Consider the following 24875-nt stretch of genomic DNA (forward strand, 5'->3'; position numbering starts at 1 on the left):
CGAGATCAACCCCCAATTTCTCGCTGAGTAGCTGTTCGATCACGCTCCGATAATAGGGACATTTGTCGGCAAGCTGTCACGAACGACACCGGAACACCGCAGTTGACTGCGGTGTTCCGTCCCACCCGGATCAGCCGCTACGGGAGTTGGCGTCAGCTCTCTGGTGGGAGACCGCGAGCCCGCCGTCACGCCGTACCACCGCCAGATCACCGTCGACATCGGTCCGCAGCACCCGCGCTCCCCGCTCCGACAACCGGGCGAGCACTCCCGGATCCGGATGCCCGTACCGGTTGCCGGCACCGACCGGCACCACCGCTACCCTGGGTGCCACCGCGTCCAGGAAGCCGACGTCCTGGAAGGCCGACCCGTGGTGGGCGACCTTGAGCACGTCCGCCCGCAGCCCGGCCGCCCCGAACCGGTCCAGTAGCGCTTCCTGCGAGTCGTGCTCGGCGTCACCGGTCAGCAGGATCCGTACACCGTCCACGACGGCCAGCAGCATCAGGGAGTTGTTGTTCGGATCGGACCTGGTCCCGATGAACGGCTCGGTTGGACCGAGCACCGTCAACTCGACCGGGCCACGACGGTAGCTCCAGCCAGGTGGAACCGGTCCGACCGCGACGCCTCGGGCCGCCGCCGCCAACTGCACCGCGTCCCGGCCGGCAGCCGGCTCCGGCCACCCGGTGGTCGCCACCGCCGAGACCAGACGGTGCCGCAGGACACCGTCGACGCCAGCCACATGGTCGGCGTGGAAATGACTGATCACCAACAGTGGCACCCGGCTGATGCCGAGACGACGCAGGCACCGGTCGGCCGCAGCCGGGTCCGGGCCGGCGTCGACGACCACAGCGGACCGGGCACCGGCGGGTAGCACCACCACGTCCCCCTGACCCACCGCACAGACCGCGACCACCCAACCATCCGGTGGCCAGCCCGACGCGGCGAGCCGCACCGGCAGCGCCCCGACCACGGCTCCGACCGCCACCACCGCCAGCACTCGACGGGTGAACCCGTGGCGGGCCAGGACCAGCACGACGACCGTCAACGCGGCGAGGGACAGCGCACCGAACGCCCCGTCCGGCCACGGCAGCGACCCCGCGGGAACCCGCGCCCCGTATCGGGCCACCGTCACCAGCCACCAGGCCGGCCAGTGACCGAGCCAGGCGAGCAGTTCGGCACCGCCCGGCCAGACCGGTGAGACGACGGCTGTCGCCACCCCGAGCACCGTCGCCGGGGCGATCGCTGGCACCACGAGCAGGTTGGCGGGGACCGCGACCAGGCTGATCAGCCCGGACAGGCCGGCGACGACCGGGGTGCAGGCCAGCTGCGCCGCCGCCGGGATCGCCAACGCGTCCGCCAGCGGAGCGGGAACACCACGAGCCACCATCGCGTCCCGCCAGCCGGGTGCAAACAGCAGCAGACCACCGGTCGCCAATACGGACAGGGCGAACCCCGCGTCCGAAGCCAGCTCCGGATCGACCACGACCAGGACGGCCACGGTCGCGCCGAGCGCCGGCAATGCCGCCCGCCGACGTCCGGTCGCCAGCGCGAGCAGCCCGACCGCACCCATCACCCCGGCCCGTACCACACTGGGCGAGGGACGGGCCAGGATCACGAAGCCGACCAGCGCCACGGCGCACGCGACCGCTGTCAGGCCGGGACCGGCCCGGCACCAGCGCATCCCGAGCAGGACGAACCCGACTACGACCGCGACGTTGGAACCACTCACCGCAACGAGATGGGTCAGCCCGGTCGCCCGGAAGTCCTCCTCCACCGCAGGATCCAGCCGGCTGGTGTCGCCGACGACGAGACCGGGCAACAGGCCACCGGGCTGGTCTGGCAACGGCTCGCAGGCGCGCTGCAGGCCCGACCGCAGAACACCGGCCGCCCGCTGCGCCCAGCTCGAGGACCCGACCGGCGTCGGATCCTCCCCGGTGGACAGCACGGCCGCAGTCAGATCACCACCGCGTGGTGGCGCCAACCGGCCGGCGACCCGCACCCGCTGCCCGGGCAGCAGCCCGTCCCAGGCGTTGCTGGTGCCGAGGACGAGCAACCGCACCGGACCGACCAGTCGACCCGCGACGCCGTGGTCGGGCCGGACGGCCGGCGAGCCGGACAGGCCAGCCAGCCGGACCGGCACCAGCCACAGCGGCGGTCCCGCCACCGCCGACCTGACCCGTCGAGGATCGTCGCGGATCACCAGCTCCGCGGTGACTGCCGCACGGTCGTCGACCAGTGCCGCGAGCGGCCCGGCGTCACGCGCCACCACCCGTGCGCCGGCAGCGGCGGCACCGCAGACGACCCCGAGCACCACCGCCATGGCCAGCCAGCCGTACGCGTGCATCCACCTGGTCAGCCGGGGCAGGTCGGAGTCGTTGCCGGGCCGCCGGGCCGCCCGGCTGCGGCCGGTGCCCGTACCCCTGGTCAGGTAGACGCCGAGCAGGCCGACCAGCGTCACGCCACCGATGACCAGTGCCACTGCCAGCACGGCCGTGCCGCATACCACGGCGAAGGCGGCCAGCCAGCAGGCCACCGCGAATCCGGCCAGCCGCAGGTCCGGCGGCCCGACCCGGTTGTCGCCGGATGCCTTCACACCGTCACCAGCTCACGTAGCTGGTCGAATCGCGCGTCGCCGATACCGCTGACCTTGCGCAGGTCGTTGACGGACGCGAACCCGCCCACCCGCTCGCGATGATCGATGATCCGCTGGGCGAGCACCGGGCCGACCCCCGGCAGCGTCTCCAACTGCTGCTGGCTGGCGGCGTTCAGGTCGACCTTGCCGGTCCCGCCCGGCTGGCCGGCGGCAGGGGCAGGCCCGGTCACGGCTCCCGGCGGCGGGGTGACCCCGACCACGACGAGCTCGCCGTCCTGGACCGGGCGGGCCAGATTGAGCCAGGCGATGTCGGTGTCGGGCAGTGCACCACCGGCCGCTTCCAGGGCGTCGGCCACCCGGGAACCTGCCGGCAGGGTCACCAGACCTGGCCGGTGGACCCGACCGGTCACCGCGACGATCAGCTGTGTCGGTCCACCGGTGCCGGTCGTCCCGGGTCCAGCCGCAGCGGGACGGCCCTCAGGACTCGGGCCATTGGCCGCGGCCGGCACCGGGGCGGTCTGGGCCGGGACGCCGTCGGCGGACGGCACCGGCTCGACCCGGGGTCGCGCCCGCCAGGCGAGCAGCGCGGCGACGGCGACCACCACGACAGCCACGGCGGCGAGTGCCCGTACCCCCCGCCGGCCAGGGTCGAAGGCGGGCAGCCGGGCGGTCGCCCCGGAGAAGGCCGGGTCGTCGAGGTCGAGCGGGTCGCCCGATCCGGCCGGATCTCCGCGGTCGCGGTCGGCCGGACCGCTGCTGCCGGTCGGGTCCCCGCGGTCGCGGCCGGTCGGACGGTCGGGGTCTACCGGCGCCCGTTGGCCGCCACCAGCGTGGGTCAGTAGGCCGCCACCGGCGTGGGTCAGCAGGGCCAGCCGCCGCTGGACGGTGTCGTCGTCGGTCACGTGCAGAAGCTAGGCCGCCGGCCAGGACGGCGGACCGGGCTGCCGGCCGGGCTGTGGACGACCGGCGCGTTGTGGACAATGCCCCGTACCGGACCCGGATCTTGCTATGGGCCGGCGGTCAGGAGCCCGCCCGCCGGTGCACCACAACCGAGAGCAGACCAGGGCCGGCGTGTGCCGTCACCACCGCCCCGATCTGTGCCACGTGCACGTCCTGCAGCCGGTCACCCAGCCGGGAGGTCAGTTCCGCACACAGGGCGGCGGCCCGGTCCGGATCGTCGAGGTGGTGCACGGCGACATCGACCCGCGACGCGTCGCCGGCCGCGAGACAGGCGAGGTCGACCAGCTTGGCCAGGGCGCGGGCGGCGGTACGTACCTTGTCGCGCAGCACGATGTGACCGTCCTGCACGTGCAGGATCGGCTTGACCGCCAGCGCCGTACCGAGCAGCGCGGACGCTGCCGTGATCCGACCACCGCGCCGCAGATGCTCCAACGTGTCGACGTAGAAGAAGGTCCGGGTGCGGGCCGCTGCGGCGGTCGCGGCGGCGCTGACCTCGGCCAGGTCACCCCCGGTGGCCGCCACCGTCGCCGCAGCGAGCGCCGGGAAGCCCAGCCCCATGCCGGTCGAGCCGCTGTCCACCACCGCGACCCGGTCCGGGCCGGTCTGCCGGGCAGCCAGTTCGGCGGCCGCGACCGTGCCGGACAGCCCGGCCGACAGGTGCACCGACACGACCCCGGAGCTACCGGCGCCCAGCAGTCGCCGGTACGTCTCGGCGAACTGCTCGGGCGCGGGTCGCGAGGTGCTGACCGTCGACCGCCGCACGGTCAACGCGTGGGCCACCTCGGTCGGGGTCAGATCGAGGCCTTCCCGGCGTTCGACGCCGTCGACCAGCACGGTCAGCGGCACCACCGTGAGGTGGTGCCGCTGCGCCAGATCGGCCGGCAGGTAGGCGGTGGAGTCGGTCACGACCGCGACGGACATGCCGGCACGCTAGCTGATCATCGGCAATCGTGCCGGGCCAGGCCACCGGTAGGGTCAGACCGGCAGTCGGGTCAGACCGGGGCGGGGATGTCCCGGGTGCTGCTCACCCCGACGTTGTGTGCCCGCAGTTGCCAGCCACGCGACTCGTCGTACCGCAGCTCGGTCCAGTGGCAGTTCTGCAGCGGCGCGACGGTACGCAGCACCGCGACCCCCCAGCCGAGCAGATGGCCACAGCCCTGCCGGGCCGCCCCGCCGTGGGTGGCGACCACCACGGTCCCGCCCGGCGCCGCGTCAGCCGCGTCCTGCAACGCCTCCCCGACCCGTTTGCCAAGGTCGTCGAGGCTCTCCACGGCACAGCCGGGCGACGGATCGCCGGCCCGCCAGCGGGCGTGCTCGGCGGGGAACCGTTCCGCGATGGTCGGCATGGTGAGCCCTTGCCAGAGCCCGTACTGCCGCTCCCGCAACCGGGGATCGGAACGGATCGGAAGGCCGGTGAGTGCCGCCAGGGCCGCCGCAGTGTCGGCGGCCCGCTGCAGGTCGCTGGCGACGATCGCGTCCGGTCGTAGCGCCGCGATCAGCGGCGCGGCGGCGGTGGCCTGGGCCCGGCCGAGGTCGTTGAGCGCGGTGTCGGTCTGGCCCTGCACCCGGTCGCCGGCGTTCCAGTCGGTGTTGCCGTGCCGCCAGACGATCAATCGGGTCACTCGGTGGCCCCGGCTTCGGCCTCGACCAGGTCGCGGTCGACGAACGGGATGACCGGACAGTCCTTCCAGAGCCGGTCGAGGGCGTAGAACTCGCGTTCCTCGGTGTGCTGGACGTGCACCACGATGTCGTTGAAGTCGAGCAGCACCCACCGGCCGGCACGGTCGCCTTCACGCCGGATCGGCTTGGCCTTGTCCGGCAGCCGGACCAGGCTCTCCTCGATGGCATCGACGACGGCCAGCACCTGGCGCTCGTTGGGCGCCGAGGCGAGCACGAAGGCGTCGGTGATCGCCATCCGGTCGGCCACGTCGATGACGACGATGTCCTGCGCCTTCTTGTCGGCGGCGGCCTGGGCGGCCGTCAGGGCCAGCTCCCGCGCGCGCTCTGAGGCGCTCATCGGATCACCTCGACAACACTCCTTCAGCTAGACAGCTTCGCTGCTCTAGCCTCTCACACTCGACCAGCCAGGAAATGCGGATATAACACCCAAAATATGACACCGAGGAGTCATTCCCCCGAAGATTCCGTCTCGTACAGCCGACGTTTGGCGATGTACTGCACCACCCCGTCCGGCACGAGGTACCACAGCGGTTTGCCGGCAGCCACCCGCGCCCGGCACTCGGTCGACGAGATCGCCATCGCCGGCACCTCGACCAGGGACACCGTGTCGGCCGGCAGGTGTGCGGCGGACAACTCGAACCCCGGCCGGGTCACCCCGATGAAGTGGGCCAGCTCGAACATCGTATCCGTGTCCTTCCAGGACAGGATCTTCTCGAGGGCGTCCGCGCCGGTGATGAAGAACAGCTGCGCCTTCGGCCCGTACACCGAGTGCAGGTCGCGCAACGTGTCGACGGTGTACGTCGGGCCGGGCCGGTCGATGTCCGCCCGGCTCACCTGGAACGTCGGGTTCGACGCGGTCGCGATCACGGTCATCAGATACCGGTCCTCGGCCGGGGTGACGGTCAGCCCGGCCTTCTCCCACGGATCCCCGGTCGGTACGAAGACCACCTCGTCGAGCGCGAAACGCTCGGCCACCTCGCTCGCCGCGACCAGGTGACCCTGGTGGATCGGATCGAAGGTGCCGCCCATGATGCCGACCCGACGGATGCCATCGTCCATCGACGAATCGTATGCCGATGATCTACCCAGCCGGGCTGTCGCGTGGCGTAGGCAACACTATCGGGTGCCAGCTCCCGCTCTGCACCTACGGCGATTTCTGCCTACGGCGACCCCCGCCTACACCGGTCCGGTTCCGGCTGCGTACCGACGCCGAGCGGTCAACGCCCGGTCCAGTTCGTCGGTGGCGTCGGTGACCACCCGGCGCAGCCCGGCGGTGAGATCGTCGCGGGCCAGCATCGCGGTCGCCGCCGCCCGGGTCCGCTCGCTCACCGCGAACTGTGGAAAGGCCGATTCCGCCACCCGGTCGGCGAGCCACGCCGTGCGGCGCCGGGTCGCCGCCGGCAGATCGGCGAAGTACCGGTCGACGTACGGCGCCGTCAGCTCGGTCTGTTCCGGCTGCCAGAACCCTTCCGCGTACGCCTCGACGAGACGGTTGGACAGCCTGGTGTCGGTCACGATCGTCTGCCAGGCACGCTCCTTGGCGGCCGGGTCCGGCACCGCCGCACGGCACTTCGCGGCCCACTGCTCACCGGCCGCGCTGCGGTCCCGGCCGGCCTCGTCGTCGATCTCGGTCGCGCTGACACCGCCGCACGCTGCCAGCCGGTAGAGCAGCAGCCAGCGCAGGTCGGCGTCGAGCGTCAACCCGGCCGGCACCACCCGCCCCGTCAACCACCCGCGCAACCAGTCCACGTCCCCGCTGGCGGTGATCGCCCCCCGGGCAGCGGCCAACTGGACCGACGTGCCGGGCCCGGCCACGGCCAGCAGCCGGGTGCAGGCAGCACCGAGCCGGGACCGCAGCACCGGACGGTCCACCGGGTGGGCGTACCGGTCGATCACCGACCGACTCAGCCGCAGCACGTCCTCGACGACCACCACCACGGTCTCGGCCGGCAGGGCCAGCTCGATCAGCGCCGCCAGGTCGGCCACCGGCTGCTGCGCGTCACGTACCGCGTCCAGGGTCGCCGTCCACGACACCGCCCGGGCCAGCGGATCGGTCATTCCGGGCAGCATCGCCGGCAGCGCGGCCGCCGACGCCGGGTCGAACCGCACCTTGGCGTACGTAAGGTCACCGTCGTTGACCAGCAGCAGGTCGGCCGCCGGCTCACCGACCAGCGCCGGCACCAGGGTCCGCCCACCGTCGACGTCCGGGGCCAGGTCCACCGCCAGCCAGCGCCGCCGCACCGACATCCGCCGGTCCCCGCTCGCCTCAGCGTCGAACAACCCCAGCCCGATCCGGTGCGGACGCAGCACCGGATGGCGCTGCGGCGCGGTCTGCACCAGGACGACCTCGCGGTATCGACCGGCCTCGTCGACGACCGTCTCGGCCCGGATCGTGTTCACCTGCGCCTGCCGCAGCCACCGCTCCGCCCAGCCGGACAGGTCCCGGCCGCTCGCCGCAGTCAACGCGTCGAGCAGGTCGGCCAGCGTGGCGTTGCCGAACCGGTGGGCGGCGAAATGCGCCCGTAGCCCGGCCAGGAACGGCTCGTCGCCCAGCCAGGCCACCAACTGGCGCAGCACCGACGCGCCCTTGGCGTACGAGATGCCGTCGAAGTTGAGCAACGCCCGCTCGGCGTCGGCGACCTCCTCCGGCGCCACCGGATGGGTCGACGGGCGCTGGTCCGCGGCGTACCCCCAGGATTTGTAGAGGATGCCGAAAGTCGTCCAGGCGTCGGTGAACCGGGTCGCCTCGGCGGTCACCCGCACCCCGAGGTACTCGGCGAACGACTCGTTGAGCCACAGGTCGTCCCACCACCGCATGGTCACCAGGTCGCCGAACCACATGTGGGCCATCTCGTGAGCGATGGTGGTGGCCCGCCGCTCGCGTTCGCTGTCGGTGACCGCCGACCGGAAGATGTGGTCGTCGCGGAAGGTCACCAGGCCCGGGTTCTCCATCGCGCCGGCGTTGAACTCGGGCACGAACGCCTGACCGTAGCCGCCGAACGGGTACCGCACGTCGAACAGCTCGTGGAACCGGTCCAGGCACCGCCGGGTGATCGTGAAGATCTCCTCGGCGTCGGCATCCAGGTATGCGGCGAGCGAACGCCGGCAGTACAGCGACAGCGGGACGCCGTCGTGCTCGGCGTGGCGGGCGTGGTACGGACCGGCGATCAGGGTCACCAGGTACGTCGCCAGCGGCACCGTCGGCGCGAACTCCCAGCGCCCGTCCACCGGCGCGCCGACCGGCTGGCCGTTGCCGGCCACCGTCCACTGCGGCGGCGCGGTGACCCGTAGCCGTACCGGTGCCTTCAGGTCTGGCTGGTCGAAGCAGGCGAAGATGCGCGGCGCGTCGTCCAGGAACGACATGGCATACAGGTACGTCTCACCGTCGGCCGGGTCGACGAAGCGGTGCAGCCCCTGCCCAGAGTTGGAGTACGCCATCCGCGCCTCGACGGTCAGCGTGTTACGCCCGGCGAGCCCGGTCAGCGGCACCCGGTTGTCGTCGAGGCTCGCCGGATCGAGGTCGACGTCGTTGAGCCGTACCCGGGTCAGTTTCGCCGGGGCGACCTCGACGAACGTCGCGGCTTCCGGCGCGGCCCGGAACTCGATCACGCTGGTCGAACCGAACTCGGTGTCACCAATGGTCAGGTCGAGGTCGATCGTGTACGACTCGACGGTGATCGTCTCGGCGCGCTCGACCGCCTCGACGCGGGTCAGGCTCGGCATCCGACCATCCTGCCGCACCCGCCCGGGGCGGCGGGCGTTAGCCTGTGCCGGTAACCGGGCGTGTACCGCCCGACAGGTCCCGCGCGTGTTTCCAGTATCTGTTTCCAGTATCGAAGGAGTCGACGATGGCGCAGCACCCCAAGGGCGATTTCGACCTGTCGCGGGCGGTGTGGCAGCGGGCCGAGGGCGACGCGTCCGAGGGCGCGGTCGAGATCGCGTTCGTCGACGACCTGATCGGGATGCGCAACTCGGCCGAGCCGGACGGCCCGATCCTGGTCTTCACCCAGGCCGAGTGGGACGCGTTCGTCGCCGGCGCCCAGGACGGCGAGTTCGACCTGGACTGACTCGGCGGTCGGGGCGACCCGGGCCAGCACGACCTGACCACTCGGCTGGCCGGAGGTGCCTGACTGTGGACCACACAGGGCTGGTCAAGGCCCAGGCGTGGTCGGCGTTGCTCGACGCACTCCCCGCACACCACCGCTGAACAGCAGTGTCGGCCAACCTGTGGAAGTGGGACGAAACCCTGTACGCCGGTAGCGACCCGCACTACGCCACCGGCCGGATGCCGTACCCGCTGATCCTCGCTGATGCCGTCCGGGACGGGCTCGGTCTCGACAAGCTGGTCGTCGACTATCTGGGACCGGTCCGCCGGGCCGGGCAGGGTCTGCTACCTGCCGGGACCCGGTCATCTGACGGCGGCCGGTTCGCGGAGCGGACCAGAGAGATCGCGGTGGTGATCTGGCATCCGGGTCAGGCGTCGATCGGCTGATTCGTCGTCGAGCTCGGAGATCAGTTGAGGTAAAACCGGGATGCTGCCGGCGTGTCGTCCGGTCCTACATCAACTGATCTTGGCTGCCGAACGGGTCCCGGCCACCGAAGTCGATGCCGTACGGCTGCTCGTTCGGCCCGTCGGTCAGCTCGGCGCCCTCGGCCTTGAGCTCGGCGAGCACTCCTCGACCGCCATGGCTCACGGCGCCATTACATCAGCCACCCCGGACAGGATTCGCGCTCGCCGGAGAGCCACCGCTGCGCACGTACGCGCACAACCCGACAGGATGTGCACGTACGCGCACAGCAGACATGCTGAGCGCGAACGCGCACAACAGCTAACCTGGGTGCGTACGCGCACACGATCGGAACAGGATGCGAATCAGCGACGCACGAGACCTCGGGCTCTTCGTCCGCCAGAGCCGACAGGACAAGGGCTGGACGCAGGCCCATCTTGCCCAGCAAGCGGGGGTGAGTCGACGGTGGCTTTCCGACCTGGAGGCAGGAAAGACGTCAGCCGAGGTCGGCCTGGCCCTGCGGACCCTGAGCGCGCTGGGTGCCACCGTGAACGTGTCGTTCCCTCCTCCCGGCGCAAACGGCATCGACCTGGACGAGCTGTTGAAGGACTTTGAGGGTGGCCGTGGCCGAGCAGGCTGAGACGAGAGCCGCAACGACGTTGACCGCAATCATGGCCGGCTCCGTGGTCGGGGTGATCACCCAACAGCGTGATGGCCGGTTCACGTTCTCGTACGAGAACGACTGGCAGGCCAGGCAGGATGCCACACCGATATCCCTGTCAATGCCGCTGGCACATCGTACCCACGATGATCCAGCGGTACGGACGATGATGTGGGGCCTGCTCTTGCCGGATTGTCGGCTGCCCGGTCGAACATCGTCAATTTCAGCGGCGAACGAGCGATTGCCGTCGAGCGGTACGACCGCAGGTACAGCCATGGAGCGTTGCATCGAATCCACCAGGAAGACACATGCCAGGCACTCGCGATAGCGCCGATGCGGAAGTACCAGAGCGAGGGCGGTCCGTCGCCCGAGCAGATCATCGAGCTACTTCGGCGAGAAGTCAGACCGGCAGGGGTCGCCGCCGAACATATTTCCCGATTCGTCGATGCCCTGGCGTTCAACTGGATCATCGCTGGCACCGATGCGCACGCGAAGAACTACTCCCTTCTACTTGCCGGGTCGCAGGTGCGGCTGGCACCGCTCTACGACGTGGCCAGCGCGCTACCTTACGACGACATGTATCTGCCGAAACTGCGTATGGCGATGTGGATCGGTGGTGAATACCGGGTCGACGCTGTCCGGGGTCGTCACTGGCATCGGTTCGCCGAACAGAACGGGCTCGACGCACCGGAAGTACTGGCGCGGGTGGATGCCCTGGCAGCCCGTACCCCGGATTGTTTCGCGGCCGCCGCCGACGACGACGCGGTCCGCTCGCTCGGCAGCGAGTTGCCGGCTCGCCTGGTCCAGCGGGTGACCGGTCGCGCGGCGCGTTGCCGCCAGGTGCTGACCGATGTGTGACCGGCGGTCAGTCGGCGCAGCGCAGGACGGCCTGGCCGCGTACCTCGCCGGCGGTGACGTAGCGGATCGCCTCGGCCGCCTGCGCCAGTGGAAACGTCCGGTCCAGTACCGGTCGGACCGCCCCTGACTCGATCATCCCGGTGATGGTGGCCAGGTCGTCGCGGCTGTCGGAGTGGATCACCGGCCGGGTGCGGAGCCGGCGTAGCGGCGCGAGCGCCATGCCGCGCAGCCACCGGTCGGTGCCCATGAACCACCGTCCGCCGGTACCGCCGACGTAGACGATGGTGCCGCCGGGGACCAGTACCCGGGAACAGCCGTCCAGCGACGGATTGCCGTACAGGTCGATCAGCACGTCGAAGCGGCGGCCGAGGTCGCGCAACGGTGTGCTGGTGTAGTCGACCACCTCGTCGGCGCCGAGCCCGGCCACCAGGTCGATCTTGCTGGTCCGGCACATGCCGGTGACGTGTGCGCCGTACGCCTTGGCGAACTGGACCGCGTAGGTCCCGACGCCGCCGGACGCCCCGGTGATCAGCACCCGGGGCGCGGTGCCGGCGGGCCGCGGGTCCCCGGTCCCACCGGGCCGCAGACCGGCTCCGTCACGGATCGCCTGCAGCGCGGTGAACGCGGCGATCGGCACCGCCGCCGCCTGCTCCAGGGTGAGATTGGCCGGGATCGGTGCCAGCTGCTTCTCCGGCACCGCGACGTACTCGGCGAAGGTGCCCGCGGCCCAGCCGTACACCTGGTCGCCCGGTCGCAGGGTGGCCACCGCCGGGCCGGCCTGCACGACGGTGCCGGCCAGGTCGTATCCGGGGATCCGGGACCTCGGCCGGCGCCAGCCGGTGATCGGCCGGGCCACGTAGGGCAGCCCACGGGCCAGATGCCAGTCGGTGCCGCTGACCGGCGCGGCGTGCACGCGGACCAGTACCTCCCGCTCGCCCGGCACCGGCCGGTCGACGTCCCGCAGGACCATCACCTCCTCCGGGGCACCGTAGGAGTCCTGAGTGATCGCTCTCATCGTCGTTTCCTTCCGGATCAAGGGGTGGTCAGGCCGGCTCGTCGCCGGCGTACTGGAACACGTCGTCGAGCGGGACCCGGAAGACCCGGGCGATCTGGAACGCCATCTCCAACGACGGCGAGTACCTCCCCTGCTCGATGGCGATGACGGTCTGTCGGGTCACGCCGAGCCGTTTGGCCAGCTCGGCCTGGGTCATCTCACCGTTGGCGAACCGTAGGGCCCGGATCGAATTGGTCACCCTGGTCGGTCTGCCCACCTGTCACCACCCCCGGCGGTACGCGACGATCTTGACGATCGCGCCGACCGACATCGACACCACGAACACCGCGTAGATGGCGTTGGCGATCCAGAAGTGGTCGAGCTCGGCCAGGGTCAGCCCGAGCGGCAGTACCATCCCGACCGACAGGATCAGCCCGGCGACGTAGTCGCCCCGGCGGTTGATGTCCTTGTCGCGGACGTCGATCTGGTACGTCTCGCTGGGTGCCGCCATCTCCACCACGATCCGTACCACCATCGCCGCGACGATGGCGATGCCGAGCGCCCAGAGCATGGTGGACACGTACGGCGCTTCGGTCAGCGGGCCGTCGCCGGCCCGGCGCACCACGACGACGACGTAGCCGATGAACGTTCCCAGGGTGGTCGCCAGGAACACCCAGGTGCCCTTCTCCTCGTACGACATCACACGCTCCCGATGTAAAGAAAACCCGACATCACCAAGGTAAAGAAGGACTGACATGATGTCAACAATCTTTGACATGCCTGGACCGAGAGACACCGCCTACAGCAGGCGGGTCGGACCAGGGCTACAGCGCGTCGTCGAGCAGGATGCGCCGCTGGTCGGTCGGCGTCACCAGGTGTACGCCGAGCAGCCGCACGCCGGCCTGCCCGCACACGTGGTACGCGGTGTGGAACCAGAGCCGGTCCGGGTCGCTGACCGCGCTCGAACCGGACCGGGTGAGCACCACCAGCATCGAGCCGTCACCCGCCCGCTCCGCGAGCGCGTTGGCGAAGATCCCGACCGCCTGGGCGCAGTCGTCCGGGTCGAGCCGCGCCGGCAGGTCGTCGACCGGACAGTGGACCTGGACGCGGTCCTCCTCGTCACAGAGAACGAACCGCACCCCGCGCCGACCCCGCTCCCACCGCTCAATCGCCGCAGCGAGATGAGCATCGATAGCCTCGGGACTGTCCAGAACCGGCGAATCGCTCATGACCCGACATCGTCCACCATTCGCCCGGGATCGGCCACCCCGTCCGCCTCGCCGGGCACCATGAGCCAGGACGGTCAGGCCGCGGCGACCGGAACCCGCTTTTCAAAGCAGACGCTGTACGGATTGCCGACGTACTCGCCGTAGACCGGGATCCGGGCGTAGCCCGCCGACGCGTACAGGTGCAGCGCCACCGGCAGGTAGCTGCCGGTCTCCAGTCGGAAGACGGTGTGCCCGGCCGCGTACGCCGACTCCTCCAGCGCGGTCAGCAGGTGCCGTGCGATCCCCCGGCCCCGGTAGGCCGGTCGTACGTACATTTGTCTGATCTCAGCGGTCTGCGCGTCCAGCGCCTGGACGGCGCCACAGGCGACCGCCCGCCCGTCCAGCACGCACACCAGGTACCGGGCGTCGTCGTGCACCGGGTACCCGACCGGGTCGACCGGTCGGCCGGCACGCTCCGCCTCAGCCAGCTCGCGCTGCTGGGTCATGATCAGGGCGGCGACCTCCGGGTCGGTAGGCAGACGGCGCTCGATCAACACTCAGTCACGATAGACAAAGCGCGTTTCCCGAAGGTTTCGTCCAGTTGGCCGGGATCAGGCCTGATTCCGACAACCCGACGTTCAACTGCCACCAACCCGCTTGGTAACAGCCAGTTACCTCGATACGTCCGGGTCGTCCTCGGCCGGCCGCTGCCGGCGGGCCTTGCGGTCCGCCAGCCGCTGCGCGGCGCTGGCCCGGCTCGACTGCTCCTCCAGCCGGACATCGGTGCCACGGGAGCTCGGCACATACTCGGCGTCAGCGAAGTGGCTCGGCTGCCAGTCGAACTCCCACGAGCCGATTCGCACCAACGCACCCGGCTCGGCGCCCGCCTTGGCCAGCGCATCCTCCACGCCCAGCCGGGCCAGCCGATCGGCGAGGAAGCCGACCGCCTCGTCGTTGTCGAAGTTGGTCTGCCGTACCCAGCGTTCCGGGCGGGATCCCCGGACCCGGTACCCGCCGTCGGCGGCCGGCTCGACGGTGAATCCGGCGTCGTCGACGGCCGCCGGCCGCAGCACGATCCGAGTCGGCTCCAGCGCCGGGGCGGCCGCACGGGCGGCGGCGACCAGTTCCGCCAGAGCGTAGGTCAGCTCCCGCAGCCCTTCCCGGGTCGCCGTACTGACCTCGAACGCCCGCAGCCCGCGCGCCGCCAGGTCGTCCCGGACCAGCTCGGCCATTGCCCTGCCGTCCGGCACGTCGATCTTGTTGAGCACCACCAGCCGTGGACGGTCCGCCAGACCGCCGTACGCGGCCAGCTCCGCCTCGATCGCGTCGATGTCGGCCAGCGGGTCCCGCCCCGGTTCCAGGGTCGCCGTGTCCACCACATGGGCCAGCACGGCACACCGCTCGATGTGCCGCAGGAACTCCAGACCGAGGCCCTTGCCGGTGGCCGCACCGGGAATGAGCCCGGGTACGTCGGCGACGGTGAAGGTGTGCTCGTCGGCCCGGACCACCCCGAGATTGGGCACCAGTGTGGTGAACGGGTAGTCAGCGATCCTCGGCCGCGCCGCCGAGATCACCGAGATCAGCGACGACTTGCCGGCCGAGGGGAAACCGACCAGACCCACGTCGGCGACGCTCTTGAGCTCCAGTACGACGTCAAGCTGCTCGCCCGGCTCGCCCAACTCGGCGAAGCCGGGGGCCTTGCGCCGGGCGCTGGCCAACGCGGCGTTGCCCCGGCCGCCCCGGCCACCCCGGGCGATCTCCAGGCTGGTGCCGGCGCCGACCAGATCGGCCAGTACCTCGCCGTCGAGACTCTGCACACTCGTCCCGTTCGGCACCTTGAGCACCAGGTCGGCGCCTTTGGCACCGTCCCGGTTGCCGCCCGCCCCGCCCTTGCCGTTCTCCGCCTTGGCGTGCGGCCGGAAGTGGAAGTCGAGCAGGGTGTGCACCTGCGGGTCGACGACCAGGGTGACGCTGCCGCCGTGCCCGCCGTTGCCCCCGTCCGGTCCACCGAACGGCTTGAACTTCTCACGGTGGATCGAGACGCAGCCGTGCCCACCGTTCCCCGCCAGCACATGCAGTACAACCCGGTCGACGAAGGTCGTCACGGCCCTATCCTCTCCACTGCCGCCGGAGGGACCGGCGGACACGACAAAGCGGGCTGGGACCTCTGGTCCGCAGCCCGCTCGTCAGGTTGCTCGACAAGCGTCAGCCAGCAACGCCAGGGCGCCTGCCTGTGGCGGCGCTGTACGGCAGATGCTACTGCGCCGCCGGCACGATGTTGACCGTCTTGCGACCGCGCTTGGTGCCGAACTGCACCGAGCCGGCGGCCAGCGCGAACAGCGTGTCGTCGCCGCCCCGGCCAACCAGGTCACCCGGGTGGAACTTGGTGCCGCGCTGACGGATCAAGATCTCGCCGGCGCTGACGACCTGACCACCGAACCGCTTCACGCCGAGACGCTTGGCCTCGGAGTCACGGCCGTTCCGCGAGCTGGACGCGCCCTTTTTGTGAGCCATGGCTGGTGCCTACTTCCCGTTCGAGATGCCGGTCACCTTGACCTGGGTCAGCGGCTGACGGTGACCCTGGCGCTTGTGGTAGCCGGTCTTGTTCTTGAACTTGTGGATCCGGATCTTCGGACCCTTGGTCTGCGCGGCGATCTCGCCGGTCACAGCGACCTGGGCAAGCTTGGTCGCGTCGGTCACCAGGTCGTCGCCATCGACGAGGAGCACCGCGGGAAGCGTCACCGCGTCACCGGGGACACCGGTGATCTTCTCGACCTCGATCACGTCGCCCTCGGCGACCTTGTACTGCTTGCCGCCGGTCTTGACGATCGCGTACATCGGACGCGGACTCCTGTCGTTTGTCGCTGGCGGATGGTGTTCGTGGCAGCTCAGTGGACCGTCGGCTACGCCGTGGGGAACGGACGCGGCGGTCTCGGACTGAGCAGTCACGGGCACGCGGGAACCTGGCGCACCGGGTGCGCCACCGGCAAGGGTACGCCATGCCGGTGGCAACCCTCAAATCGACCCCGGTCAGGGACGGGTCCGGCGGCGGGTGCCCCCGCTGCGACGGACCCGCCGCCGACCGCCGGCGGCGTGGTCGGCCGCGGACGCGTCCTGGTCATCGTCGTCATCGGCGAGGTCGGGATCGTCCGCCCCGGCCAGGCGGACCGGTACCGCGCCGTTGCCGTTCTCGACCACCGGATCCACCTCGTAGCGGGACAGGTCGTAACCCATCGTCTCGTCCTCGTCCTCCGCGGTCGGATCGACCAGCGGTTGCGCTGCCGCGACGGGAACTTTGATCACGCCGGTGGTGATCGGGGCAGCCTCGGCCGGACCGGTCGCCGGCTCCGTCCCCGCCGGCTCCCGTACCGCAGGCTGCGCCACCGCGGCGTCGGCGTCGGCGACGCCGGCGACCACCACCACGTCGGCCGGCTCATCCGGCTGGTCCGCCCCGGTCACAGCCGTTACCTCAGGGGTATCCGCGACGTCAGGGGTATCCGTGACGTCAGGCGCAGAGCTGACATCAGGCGCCGGGGAGGTGTCGTCCGCCGGTTGGTTGGCCTTGCGGCCCCGGCGGCGACCGCCGCCGGCCGTCGCACCACCCGTACCGCTCGTACCGCCACCGCTGGCCGGAGCTGCGGCGACCGCCTTCGCCCGGTCCCCGGCCCCGGTACCGCCCGACGAGCGCGGCTTCTCCGGCACCGGCTCGGTGTGGATGATCAGCCCGCGGCCCTTGCAGCAGTCACAGGTCTCGCTGAACGCCTCCAGCAACCCGGCACCGATCCGCTTACGGGTCATCTGCACCAGACCCAGCGACGTGATCTCGGTGACCTGGTGCTTGGTGCGGTCCCGGCCCAGGCACTCGGTCAGCCGGCGCAGCACCAGCTCCCGGTTCGACTCCAGCACCATGTCGATGAAGTCGATCACCACGATGCCGCCGATGTCGCGCAGCCGTAGCTGGCGGACGATCTCCTCGGCGGCCTCCAGGTTGTTACGGGTGACCGTCTCCTCCAGGTTTCCGCCGGCGCCGGTGTACTTGCCGGTGTTCACGTCGATGACGGTCATCGCCTCGGTCCGGTCGATCACCAGGTGACCACCGGACGGCAGGAACACCTTGCGGTCCAGCCCTTTGAGGATCTGCTCGTCGATGCGCCGCTCGGCGAACACGTCCGCCACCGCGGCGTGCCGGCGCAGCCGGGCCAGCAGGTCCGGCGAGACGTGCGCGAGGTAGGACTCCACCATCTCGTACGCGGTGTCGCCCTGCACGACCAGTTCGCGGAAGTCTTCGTTGAACAGGTCCCGGACCACCCTGATGACCAGGTCCGGCTCCTCGTAGAGCAGCGTCGGCGCGCCACCGGAACCCGCCTTGGCCTGGATGTCCTCCCACTGCGCCTGCAGTCGCTTGACGTCGCGGGACAGCTCGTCCTCGCTGGCGCCTTCGGCCGCGGTCCGCACGATGACCCCGGCACCGTCGGGCACCAACTTCTTGAGGATGTCCCGGAGCCGCTTGCGTTCGGTGTCCGGCAGTTTGCGGCTGATCCCGGAGGCGTTGCCGTTCGGCACGTACACCAGATGCCGGCCGGAGAGCGCTACGTGACTGGTGAGCCGAGCGCCCTTGTGCCCGATCGGGTCCTTGGTGACCTGCACCAGCACCGAGTCACCGGAACGCAGCGCCTGCTCGATGGACCGGGACCGACCTTCCAGGCCGGTGGCGTCCCAGTTGACCTCACCGGCGTACAGCACCGCGTTGCGGCCACGCCCCACGTCGACGAAGGCGGCCTCCATGCTCGGCAGCACGTTCTGCACCTTGCCGAGGTAGACGTTGCCGGCCATGGTGCCCGACGAGGCCCGGGTGACGTAGTGCTCGACCAGGACGCCGTCCTCCAGCACGGCGATCTGGGTCCGGTCACCGCGCTGACGCACCACCATGTCCCGGTCGACGGCCTCCCGCCGGGCCAGGAACTCCGACTCGCTGAGGATCGGCGGACGGGTCCGCCGCTGCTCACGGCCGTCCCGACGGCGCTGCCGCTTCGCTTCCAACCGGGTCGACCCGGTGACGCCCTGCACCTCGTCGACGGTCTTGCGCGGTTCACGGATCTTGACGACGGTCGGCACGCCGTCCTCGGCGCCGGACTCGGCGTCGCCGGAGCCACGGCGGCGCCGCCGACGCCGCCGACGGGTCGTGGAGTCGCCATCGCCGTCGGCGTCGGCGTCGTCGGCCGACCCACTGTCAGCGGACGCCTCGGTCTCGTCGCCGGTGTCGGCGTCGTCCTCCTCCGCGCCGCCCTTGCCGCGGCCCCGGCCCCGGCGACCACGGCGCCGACGGCGCCGGCCGGCCGGCGTGTCGTCGTCATCGTCGTCCGTGTCGGTGTCGGTGGTCGCCGCAGCGGGCTGCTCCTGCGGCGCCTCGGCTGCTTCGGTGACGGCCTCGGCCGTCGGCTCACTGTCGGCGCTACGCCGGCCCCGCCGGCGGCGCCGCACCGGCTCGTCCTCGCCGGCCGCCTCGGCGCCGTCGACGGCCCGGACAGCGGCCTCCGCTGCCGCCGGTTGACCGGCGTCGGTGGCGACCGGCGGGCTTTTCGGATCGGGCGCCATGAACAGTACGACCGGTGGGCCGGCTGCCGCTCTGCGGCGGCGGGACGGCGGCGCGGCGTCCGGCGGCGCAGCGGCGTCGTCGGTCGCCGGGCCGGGCTGGTCCACGGCGGCACCCGGTTCCGCGTCGGAAGCGGCGGTGGCCGAGCCGGATTTCGCCGCCGCCCCGGACTTTGCCGCCGAGCCGGACTTCGCCGACCGTCCGGTTGCCCGGGTCGGCGCCGGTTCGGTGGCCAGCGGCTCGGCTGCCGGGGATGGCTCGGCGGCCGGCGTCGCGGGACCGGCCGGCGGCGATGTGGCCAGTTGGGCAGCGGCTGCTCCCGGGGCGGGTTCACTCTCCCCGGCCGGCACCACGACGGCCGGCTCGGCCGCCTTCTTCCGACGGGTCCGAGTGGTCTTCTTGACGGCCGGCTCGGCCGGCTCCGCAGCGGAGTCGGCCGGCGGGCCGGCGTTGTCGGCCGGGCCACCCGCGCCGGTGGTGTCCGCTGCCGTCGAACGGCGACGGCGGGTCCGCAACACCGCAGCCGGTTCACCGGTGGCTGGTGCCGGATCGGCCGAACCACCGGTCGCGGCCGCATCGCCGCCGGTGGCCTCGGCCGCCGGCTCGGCGGCCGACGCCGCGGCCTTGCTGGTCCGCCGCCGCGTCGTACGGGCGGTTGTGGATCGGGTCACATCAGCGGGAGCGCCGGCCGGTTCGGTACCGGTCCGGTCCCCGCCCTCGGGCTCGTTTTCGAGCATTGGACGTTCTCCAGTTCTGGCCGCCCCGGGCGCGGGTGAGCGCTGCCACGCAGGGTTGCCGCAAAAAGTGATCCGGCGGACGCGCCGCTGAGCTTCCGGCCCGGTGGGGCGAAAGACCCGGAGGCAGACCGCCGAAGTCTGGCTTACTGAGCGCCGGCCGGAACACGGCTGGCGTTCACCGATGGCTGCCCAGCTCGATCCGCCTCCAACGGATCGACGATCTCCCCCTGCGCGGTCAGTGTTCCCTGCGCTAGCCGGGTCACTCGGGGCGGCACCGGCGGCTCCAGGTCGGCCATGACGCGCAGGCCGGAGAGGACGTCATCGGGTCGTACCGACGGGGTGACCTGCCGGACGACTAGGTCGAGTATCGCACACGGCACCGAGCTGACCTCGGAAGGTAGGCCGCTGCCCGGACTGGCACCCGGTCCGTCGGTGTTGTCGGACCGGTCGGCGACCACGATCCGCACCACTGCGGCACGGGCGTCGAAGGTCCGTCGGCCCTGCTTGGTCAACCGCTCCACCAGCACCTCCTCGGCGGCGGCGAACGTCGCCACCGCCCGGCCGGCCGACTCCGGATCGACCTCGGGCAGCTCGATCCGCCACCGCGACGCGTCGATCCGGTCGGCCAGGCTGCCGCCGGTCGCCTCGACCGCCTCCAGTACGTCGAGACCGGGCGACAGCGCGGCGTCGAGCGCCACCCGCAGCCGGTCGGGATCGACCTGCTGCTGCAGACCGATCTCCAAGTACTCGGCCTCGCTGGCGACACCGGTCGGGGCCGCGCTCGCGTAGGAGATCTTGGGGTGCGGGGTGAATCCCTGAGAGAAGGCGACCGGGACACCGCCCCGACGCAATGCCCGTTCGAACGCCCGGGCGAAGTCGCGGTGCGAGGTGAACCGCAGCGGGCCGCGCTTGGCGTATCGGATCCGGATCCGTTGCACGACCGGTGCCTGGCCGCCTGCCGGTTGTGGCTTCCTGCTGATCGTGATGCTCCTCGGAAGGGGTAGGGAACGTCGTCATCCTCACCCGGATGGGTGCGGCGCGCCAGTCAGCCCGCCGCCGGGGTCCGCAGGCCGGTGTTGACCGGCGTCAGCGGCAGCAGCTTCTGCCCGGTCGGACCGATCTGGATCTCAGTATCCATTGACGGACAGACACCGCAGTCGAAACAGGGCGTCCACCGGCAGTCATCCTGCTCGTACTCGCCCAACGCGTCCTGCCAGTCCTGCCAGAGCCAGTCCTTGTCCAGCCCGGAGTCCAGGTGATCCCAGGGCAGCACCTCGGTGGCGTCCCGGTCGCGGACCGTGAACCAGTCCAGGTCGATCCCGTACGCCGGCAGCGTGTCAGCGGCCGCGTCGACCCACCGCTGGTACGAGAAGTGCTCGCTCCAGCCGTCGAACCGGCCGCCGGACTCCCAGACCCGGCGGATCACCGCACCGACCCGCCGGTCACCGCGCGACAGCAGCCCTTCGATCAGTGACGGCTCACCGTCGTGGTAGCGGTAGCCGATCGCCCGGCCAAGTGACCGGTCGGCGTTGATCGCCTGTTTGAGCAGCCGCAGCCGGTTGTCGATCACCTCTGGGCGCTGCATGGACGCCCACTGGAACGGGGTGTGCGGTTTGGGCACGAACCCACCGATCGAGACGGTGCAGCGGATGTCCTTGGAGCCGGTCGCCGCCCGGCCCGCCTTGATCACCTCGTGGGCGAGCCGGGCGATCTGCAGCACGTCCTCGTCGGTCTCGGTGGGCAGCCCGCACATGAAGTAGAGCTTCACCTGACGCCAGCCGTTGGTGTACGCGGTCACCACCGTGCGGATCAGGTCCTCCTCCGAGACCATCTTGTTGATCACCCGGCGGATCCGTTCCGAACCGCCCTCCGGGGCGAAGGTCAGCCCGGTACGCCGACCGTTGCGGGACAGCTCCTGGGCGAGCTCGATGTTGAACGCGTCGACCCGCGTCGACGGCAACGACAGCGACACGTTGGTGCCCGCGTACTGCTCGGCCAGGCCGGAGCACATGTCGCCGATCTCCGAGTGGTCGGCCGAGGACAGCGACAACAGACCGACCTCGTGGAAACCGGAGTACTCCAGGCCGTCGGCGACCATCTGGCCGACCGTGGTGATGGACCGCTCCCGCACCGGACGGGTGATCATGCCGGCCTGGCAGAACCGGCAGCCGCGCGTACAACCGCGGAAGATCTCCACCGCGTAGCGTTCGTGGACCGTCTCGGCCAGCGGCACGATCGGCTTCTTCGGGTACGGCCAGGCGTCCAGGTCCATGGTGGTGCGCTTGTGCACCCGGAACGGCACATCCGCCCGGTTCGGCACCACCCGCTGGATCCGGCCGTCCGGCAGGTAGTCCACGTCGTAGAAGCGCGGCACGTAGATGCTCTCCGTACGGGCCAGCCGCAGCAGCAGCTCGTCGCGCCCGCCCGGCGACCCTTCGGCCTTCCACTGCCGGACGATGCCGGTGATCTCCAGGACGGCTTCCTCGCCGTCGCCGAGCACCGCCGCGTCGATGAAGTCGGCGATCGGCTCCGGGTTGAACGCGGCGTGCCCACCGGCCAGCACCACCGGGTGTGAGTCGTCCCGGTCGGCGGCGGACAGTGGGATCCCGGCCAGGTCGATCGCGGTCAGCAGGTTCGTGTAGCCCAGCTCGGTGGCGAACGAGACACCGAAAACGTCGAAGTCGCCGACCGGCCGGTGCGCGTCGACGGTGAACTGCGGCACCCCGTGCGCCCGCATCAGCCGTTCCAGGTCCGGCCAGACCGCGTAGGTCCGTTCGGCCAGCACGTCGGGCTGCTCGTTGAGCACCTCGTACAGGATCTGCACGCCCTGGTTCGGCAGGCCGACCTCGTAGGCGTCCGGGTACATCAGCGCCCAACGCACCGTCGCGGCGTCCCAGTCCTTGGCCACCGCGCCGAGCTCGCCGCCGACGTACTGGATCGGCTTGCTGACCTGAGGCAGCAGCGGCTCCAACCGGGGCCAGACCGACCTGGCCGTCGGGCCACCCACGGTCGCCGTCGGGGCAGTGCCTGCCGGGACACCCATCAAACCTCCTCCAAACCGCACCGGACACCGGATCAACCACCCAGAGTACGCGGGCGGAGCGGGCGGGCTGGCCGCACGGTACTAACCTCGAACGGGTCCGAGAGGAGATGCATCTGCGATGCGGCAGCCGCAACCGGATGAAGGTCCGACCACGGACCAGCCGGCCGGGGCGGGCGGGTCCGACCCGGCCACGTCACCGGCAACGTCACCGGCCCCGTGGCGGGGCTCGGCAGCGGTGCCGCCACCGCGGCCGCGCCAGCGCTGGTGGCAGCGGGACGCCCCCCGGACGGAGCAGCCACCACCCCGTGACCCCACCCTGCAGCTACCACCCGACGGGTTCGCCGAGGACGATCCGGCGACCCGCACCCCGGTCGACCCGTGGGCCGCCGCCGACCCCTGGCCGGCAGGTCAGTCGACCGACCCACCCGACGAATGGCCCGGTGCCGGCGCGCCGACGCCGGAACCGATGGCGTTCCCCCCGCCGGTGTCCCCACCCGCGCCCACCTCGCCCCCGGACACGCCACCACCGGTCGCCGGCCCGCACCCGCCGAACCCGAGCCGGCTCCCGGTGACCCGACCGCCGGTCACCGGGCCACCGGTCACCCGGCCACCGGTCACCGGGCCACCGGTGCCGACCGGAAAGTCGGCCCGTCGGCAGCGCCGACAACAACGCCGACGACGGCGCTGGCCCTGGAAGACGGCGCTGTTCACCCTGCTCACCGTCGCCTGCTGCTGTGGCTGCCCGGCCTACTACGGCAAGCCACTGTGGGACCAGTACCCGGCGAACGCCGCGCTCCCCGGGCAGGTCGCCGACCTGCGGCTCAGCGACGACGGTTCCAGCCAGGAGACGGTCGCCCGGTTGGAAGGTGAGATGCGCACCGCCCATCTGCTGGCCGAGGACACCTTCGCCGGGGTGTACCGGGACGGCAACGGCAAGCTAGTGGTGCTGTACGGCATCACCGGCTTCCGGATGACGCCGGGCAGCGACCTGGACAGCGAGGTCGGCCGGATCAGCGACGCGTACCAGATGGATGCCGTCGAGACGTTCGAGACCGGCGCCCGGGGCACCCACCTGAGCTGCGGAACCGGCGTCTCCGACGGCGACGACGTGGTGGTCTGCGCCTGGGCCGACCACGGCAGCCTCGGCACCGCGCTGTTCACCCGCCGGTCGGTCGAGGAGAGCGCGACGTTGACCGGGCAACTACGCGCCCAGGTGATCAGCCGGGAGTGACCCGGGAGCGGCTCAGCCGGCGGCGTCGCCGTTGCCGTTGCCCGGCTGGCCGTCGCCGGTCTTGGCCCCACCGGCGGTACGCGGTGGCGCGTACCGGGGCACGTACTCCTGGCCGGTGAGCTGCTGGATCTCGCTCATCACCTCGTCGGTGATCCGGCGCATCTCGGAGCGGTCATCGCCGCGTCCGGTGAAGTCGAGCGGCTTGCCGAACCGGACCGTGACCGTGCCCCGGCTCAGCTTCGGCCAGAGCGACCCGATCGGCTGGATCTGCGCGGTGCCGACGAAGCCGACCGGGACGACCGGCACCCCGGCGGCCAGCGCCAGCCGGGCCACCCCGGTCCGGCCCCGGTACAGCCGCCCGTCCGGCGAGCGGGTGCCCTCCGGGAAGACGGCCACCTGCCGGCCGGCCCGCAGCAGCGGGATCGCGCCGTCGAAGGCGCTCAGCGCCGCCCGCCCGCCGCCGCGTTCCACCCGGATCGCGCCGAGCCCGGTCACCAGGCCCTTGGTCAGCAGGCCACGGATTCCGGTGCCGTCGAAGTACTCGGCCTTGGCCCAGAACGCCACGTGCCGGGGCAGCACCGCGCCGAGGAAGTACTCGTCGGCGACGGACAGGTGGTTCGCGGCCAGGATCACTCCGCCGGTGGTGGGGACGTTCTCCCGCCCTTCCACCTTGGGTCGCCAGCCCAGCAGCAACGCTGGTCCGACAGTGACTTTGCCGATCGAATACAGCGGCGGCACGGATCCTCCGGCGACGGGACAGGCATGGGTGGGTCGGACAGACACGGTAGCGGACGGGATCCCGCCCGGACCGG

The 24875-nt window shown here is 71.3% G+C and carries 25 protein-coding genes and 1 pseudogene; 6 read left to right on the forward strand and 20 right to left on the reverse strand.

The window, feature by feature from the left end; all coding sequences use genetic code 11:
• Nucleotides 1-130 precede the first annotated feature (130 nt).
• From ACN27J_RS11550 to pepN, 7 genes are all read right to left on the reverse strand, one after another.
• On the reverse strand, nt 131-2590 hold the full coding sequence (locus ACN27J_RS11550) for a ComEC/Rec2 family competence protein (protein ID WP_421365885.1): 2460 nt from the start codon (nt 2588-2590) through the stop codon (nt 131-133).
• On the reverse strand, nt 2587-3498 hold the full coding sequence (locus ACN27J_RS11555; protein WP_421372202.1) for a helix-hairpin-helix domain-containing protein: 912 nt from the start codon (nt 3496-3498) through the stop codon (nt 2587-2589). Before ACN27J_RS11555 ends, ACN27J_RS11550 begins: the two co-directional genes overlap by 4 nt.
• A 112-nt stretch (nt 3499-3610) precedes the next feature.
• Nucleotides 3611-4471, reverse strand: coding sequence for a DegV family protein (locus ACN27J_RS11560; protein ID WP_278170682.1), 861 nt, complete (start codon nt 4469-4471; stop codon nt 3611-3613).
• Nucleotides 4472-4542: 71 nt separating this feature from the next.
• Nucleotides 4543-5172, reverse strand: coding sequence for a histidine phosphatase family protein (locus tag ACN27J_RS11565; protein ID WP_421365888.1), 630 nt, complete (start codon nt 5170-5172; stop codon nt 4543-4545).
• Entirely contained in the window at nt 5169-5567 is a 399-nt protein-coding gene (gene rsfS, locus ACN27J_RS11570; RefSeq protein ID WP_123602988.1) for a ribosome silencing factor, read from the reverse strand. The genes ACN27J_RS11565 and rsfS overlap by 4 nt, the downstream gene beginning before the upstream one ends.
• 110 nt (nt 5568-5677) lie before the next feature.
• Nucleotides 5678-6289, reverse strand: coding sequence for a nicotinate-nucleotide adenylyltransferase (nadD, locus tag ACN27J_RS11575; protein ID WP_278170684.1), 612 nt, complete (start codon nt 6287-6289; stop codon nt 5678-5680).
• A 117-nt stretch (nt 6290-6406) separates the two neighbouring features.
• The gene (pepN, locus tag ACN27J_RS11580; protein WP_421365890.1) at nt 6407-8953 is read right to left on the reverse strand and encodes an aminopeptidase N; all 2547 of its coding nucleotides are present in this window, start codon (nt 8951-8953) and stop codon (nt 6407-6409) included.
• A gap of 125 nt (nt 8954-9078) precedes the next feature.
• Here pepN and ACN27J_RS11585 point away from each other — a divergent pair, with 125 nt between their 5' ends.
• Together ACN27J_RS11585 and ACN27J_RS11590 are read left to right on the forward strand one after the other, a co-directional pair.
• Nucleotides 9079-9297, forward strand: a complete 219-nt coding sequence (locus tag ACN27J_RS11585) for a DUF397 domain-containing protein (RefSeq protein ID WP_278170686.1) — start codon at nt 9079-9081, stop codon at nt 9295-9297.
• Nucleotides 9298-9443: 146 nt separating this feature from the next.
• Nucleotides 9444-9722, forward strand: coding sequence for a hypothetical protein (locus ACN27J_RS11590; RefSeq protein ID WP_421365892.1), 279 nt, complete (start codon nt 9444-9446; stop codon nt 9720-9722).
• Nucleotides 9723-9786: 64 nt separating this feature from the next.
• Here ACN27J_RS11590 and ACN27J_RS11595 read toward each other — a convergent pair whose 3' ends face one another.
• Nucleotides 9787-9924: a hypothetical protein gene (locus ACN27J_RS11595; RefSeq protein WP_421365894.1), complete on the reverse strand. Its 138-nt coding sequence runs from the start codon at nt 9922-9924 to the stop codon at nt 9787-9789.
• 172 nt (nt 9925-10096) lie between these two features.
• Here ACN27J_RS11595 and ACN27J_RS11600 point away from each other — a divergent pair, with 172 nt between their 5' ends.
• From ACN27J_RS11600 to ACN27J_RS11610, 3 genes and pseudogenes are all read left to right on the forward strand, one after another.
• Entirely contained in the window at nt 10097-10378 is a 282-nt protein-coding gene (locus ACN27J_RS11600) for a helix-turn-helix domain-containing protein (protein ID WP_421365895.1), read from the forward strand.
• Nucleotides 10379-10409: 31 nt separating this feature from the next.
• A pseudogene (locus tag ACN27J_RS11605) lies at nt 10410-10538 on the forward strand (HipA N-terminal domain-containing protein); the annotation flags it as partial.
• 32 nt (nt 10539-10570) lie between these two features.
• Nucleotides 10571-11257: a HipA domain-containing protein gene (locus tag ACN27J_RS11610; protein WP_421365897.1), complete on the forward strand. Its 687-nt coding sequence runs from the start codon at nt 10571-10573 to the stop codon at nt 11255-11257.
• Between the two features lie 7 nt (nt 11258-11264).
• Here ACN27J_RS11610 and ACN27J_RS11615 read toward each other — a convergent pair whose 3' ends face one another.
• The 11 genes from ACN27J_RS11615 to ACN27J_RS11665 form a co-directional block, all read right to left on the reverse strand.
• On the reverse strand, nt 11265-12272 hold the full coding sequence (locus ACN27J_RS11615; protein WP_421365900.1) for an NAD(P)-dependent alcohol dehydrogenase: 1008 nt from the start codon (nt 12270-12272) through the stop codon (nt 11265-11267).
• Nucleotides 12273-12300: 28 nt separating this feature from the next.
• Nucleotides 12301-12510: a helix-turn-helix transcriptional regulator gene (locus tag ACN27J_RS11620; RefSeq protein WP_421365904.1), complete on the reverse strand. Its 210-nt coding sequence runs from the start codon at nt 12508-12510 to the stop codon at nt 12301-12303.
• A 21-nt stretch (nt 12511-12531) separates the two neighbouring features.
• On the reverse strand, nt 12532-12951 hold the full coding sequence (locus ACN27J_RS11625) for a hypothetical protein (protein ID WP_421365906.1): 420 nt from the start codon (nt 12949-12951) through the stop codon (nt 12532-12534).
• A 124-nt stretch (nt 12952-13075) separates the two neighbouring features.
• On the reverse strand, nt 13076-13480 hold the full coding sequence (locus ACN27J_RS11630; protein WP_421365909.1) for a hypothetical protein: 405 nt from the start codon (nt 13478-13480) through the stop codon (nt 13076-13078).
• Between the two features lie 74 nt (nt 13481-13554).
• Nucleotides 13555-14016 carry a GNAT family N-acetyltransferase gene (locus ACN27J_RS11635; protein WP_278170691.1) on the reverse strand — a complete coding sequence of 154 codons (462 nt, stop codon included), beginning with the start codon at nt 14014-14016 and terminating at the stop codon, nt 13555-13557.
• Nucleotides 14017-14130: 114 nt separating this feature from the next.
• The gene (gene obgE / locus ACN27J_RS11640) at nt 14131-15564 is read right to left on the reverse strand and encodes a GTPase ObgE (RefSeq protein WP_421365911.1); all 1434 of its coding nucleotides are present in this window, start codon (nt 15562-15564) and stop codon (nt 14131-14133) included.
• 151 nt (nt 15565-15715) lie between these two features.
• Complete coding sequence (rpmA, locus tag ACN27J_RS11645) at nt 15716-15973, reverse strand: 50S ribosomal protein L27 (protein WP_278114042.1); 258 nt, start codon at nt 15971-15973, stop codon at nt 15716-15718.
• A gap of 9 nt (nt 15974-15982) precedes the next feature.
• Complete coding sequence (gene rplU / locus ACN27J_RS11650) at nt 15983-16297, reverse strand: 50S ribosomal protein L21 (protein ID WP_278170695.1); 315 nt, start codon at nt 16295-16297, stop codon at nt 15983-15985.
• A 192-nt stretch (nt 16298-16489) separates the two neighbouring features.
• A complete protein-coding gene (locus ACN27J_RS11655) occupies nt 16490-19789 on the reverse strand; it encodes an Rne/Rng family ribonuclease (RefSeq protein WP_421365913.1) in 3300 nt (1099 codons plus the stop codon).
• Between the two features lie 143 nt (nt 19790-19932).
• Entirely contained in the window at nt 19933-20688 is a 756-nt protein-coding gene (locus ACN27J_RS11660) for a TIGR03936 family radical SAM-associated protein (RefSeq protein ID WP_421372204.1), read from the reverse strand.
• A 146-nt stretch (nt 20689-20834) separates the two neighbouring features.
• Entirely contained in the window at nt 20835-22832 is a 1998-nt protein-coding gene (locus tag ACN27J_RS11665) for a TIGR03960 family B12-binding radical SAM protein (protein WP_278170699.1), read from the reverse strand.
• 118 nt (nt 22833-22950) lie between these two features.
• Here ACN27J_RS11665 and ACN27J_RS11670 point away from each other — a divergent pair, with 118 nt between their 5' ends.
• Nucleotides 22951-24063 carry a hypothetical protein gene (locus ACN27J_RS11670; protein ID WP_421365915.1) on the forward strand — a complete coding sequence of 371 codons (1113 nt, stop codon included), beginning with the start codon at nt 22951-22953 and terminating at the stop codon, nt 24061-24063.
• A gap of 12 nt (nt 24064-24075) precedes the next feature.
• On the opposite strand, the gene ACN27J_RS11675 is transcribed toward ACN27J_RS11670, so the two are convergent.
• Entirely contained in the window at nt 24076-24801 is a 726-nt protein-coding gene (locus tag ACN27J_RS11675; RefSeq protein ID WP_421365917.1) for a lysophospholipid acyltransferase family protein, read from the reverse strand.
• Between the last annotated feature and the right edge of the window lie 74 nt (nt 24802-24875).

Source organism: Solwaraspora sp. WMMB762, from assembly GCF_049179115.1.
In the GTDB taxonomy this organism is placed as follows: domain Bacteria; phylum Actinomycetota; class Actinomycetes; order Mycobacteriales; family Micromonosporaceae; genus Micromonospora_E.